Annotated in this window: 1 protein-coding gene; it reads left to right on the top strand. The window is 71.5% G+C overall.

Going from position 1 to position 1,363, the window contains the following annotated elements:
* Nucleotides 1–92: 92 nt before the first annotated feature.
* Nucleotides 93–1,363, top strand: a 1,271-nt coding sequence (locus ABGB06_RS39360) for a DUF222 domain-containing protein (RefSeq protein ID WP_347600544.1), incomplete at its 3' end; no start/stop codon positions are given.

The raw sequence follows: 1,363 nt of genomic DNA, 5'->3' as shown, positions 1-1,363 counted from the left end.
TTCGGGTGGTGTTCGATCGATTACCTGGTGTTTTCACAGGACGTTCGACAGGGTGGAGGTAGTGAGCCGAAACACCTCCGGGGGGTAGCACCATGAGCGTCATCACGCAGACCGACACCGCACAGACCCACTCACCGCCGTCCGTGCCGGGGTCGGTGGGCGAGGCGTCGGTGGGCGAGGCGTCGGTGGATGAGCTGGCGGCGTATCTGGCGGCGGTGCCGGTGGGGGCGGACACGGCGGGGATGTTGCCGTTGTTGCGGGCGGAGGAACTCGGTGCGGCGGGGCGGATCGACGCGTTGCGGGCGTTGGAGCGGCACGGGGAGTGGATCCAGGCTCTGCAGGTGCGGGTGTTGGCGGCGTTGGAGGCGGATCCGGTGCCGTTCGCGCCGGGGCACCGGGACGCGGAGGCTGATCTGGCGACGACGGTGGACGAGGTGGCCTGCGCGCTGCGCCTCTCGGCCGTGACGGCGTCGGCGCGGTTGGACGAGGCCCGCCGCCTGGTCGAGGTCTTCGACCGGACGCTGGGGCTGTTGGAGGACGGTCGGATCCACTACCAGCAGGCCCGGGCGGTCTGCGAGATCACCGCGAACTGCTCGGATGACGCCGCGCGGCGGGTGGAGTCCCTGGTCGCGCCCCTGCTGCCGCAGCAGTCCACCGCGGCGACCCGCAAAGCCCTGCACCGGGCGGTGATCAAGGCGGATCCGGACGGTGCGCAACAGCGGCATGAGCGGGCTCGGGAGGATCGGCGGGTGGCGTGTACCGCGGCGGAGGACGGCATGGCATGGTGGCGGGCTTTCCTCACCGCCTCCGACGCCGCCCGCGTGCACGCCGCCGTGGACACCCACGCGCAGACCATCGCGACCGAGGACGACCCGCGTTCGCTGGACCAGCGGCGTGCGGACGCGCTGGTGGATCTGGTCGCCAACCGTCCTGTCCCGTCCGAGGGGACATCCCCGGCTGGGCGCACCGCGCCCCTGGTCCAGATCACGGTCCCCTACGACACCCTGATCGGCGTCAGTGACGACCCCGGTGAGCTCAAGGGGTACGGGCCGGTGACCGCGGGGCAGGCCCGGGCGTTGGCCACGGCGCCGGGGTCGGTGTGGCGCCGGCTGCTCCTGGAGCCGAAGACCGGACTGCTGGTCAAGACCGATCCGACGACCTACCACCCCACCGCCGAGGTCGAACGGCACGTCATCGCCCGGGACGCGACGTGCCAGTTCCCGTCCTGTTCGATGCCGGCCCACCGCTGCGACATCGACCACATCCAGCCCTTCAACCACCAGGACCCGGACGCCGGCGGTCCCACCGAACCGGACAACCTGATGGCCCTGTGCCGACGCCACCACCGGGTCAAGCACCAGAC

The organism is Streptomyces sp. B6B3 (genome assembly GCF_039871525.1).
In the GTDB taxonomy this organism is placed as follows: domain Bacteria; phylum Actinomycetota; class Actinomycetes; order Streptomycetales; family Streptomycetaceae; genus Streptomyces.
Note: the sequence above shows the minus strand (reverse complement) of the source record. Positions and strands in the feature narration are given on the sequence as shown.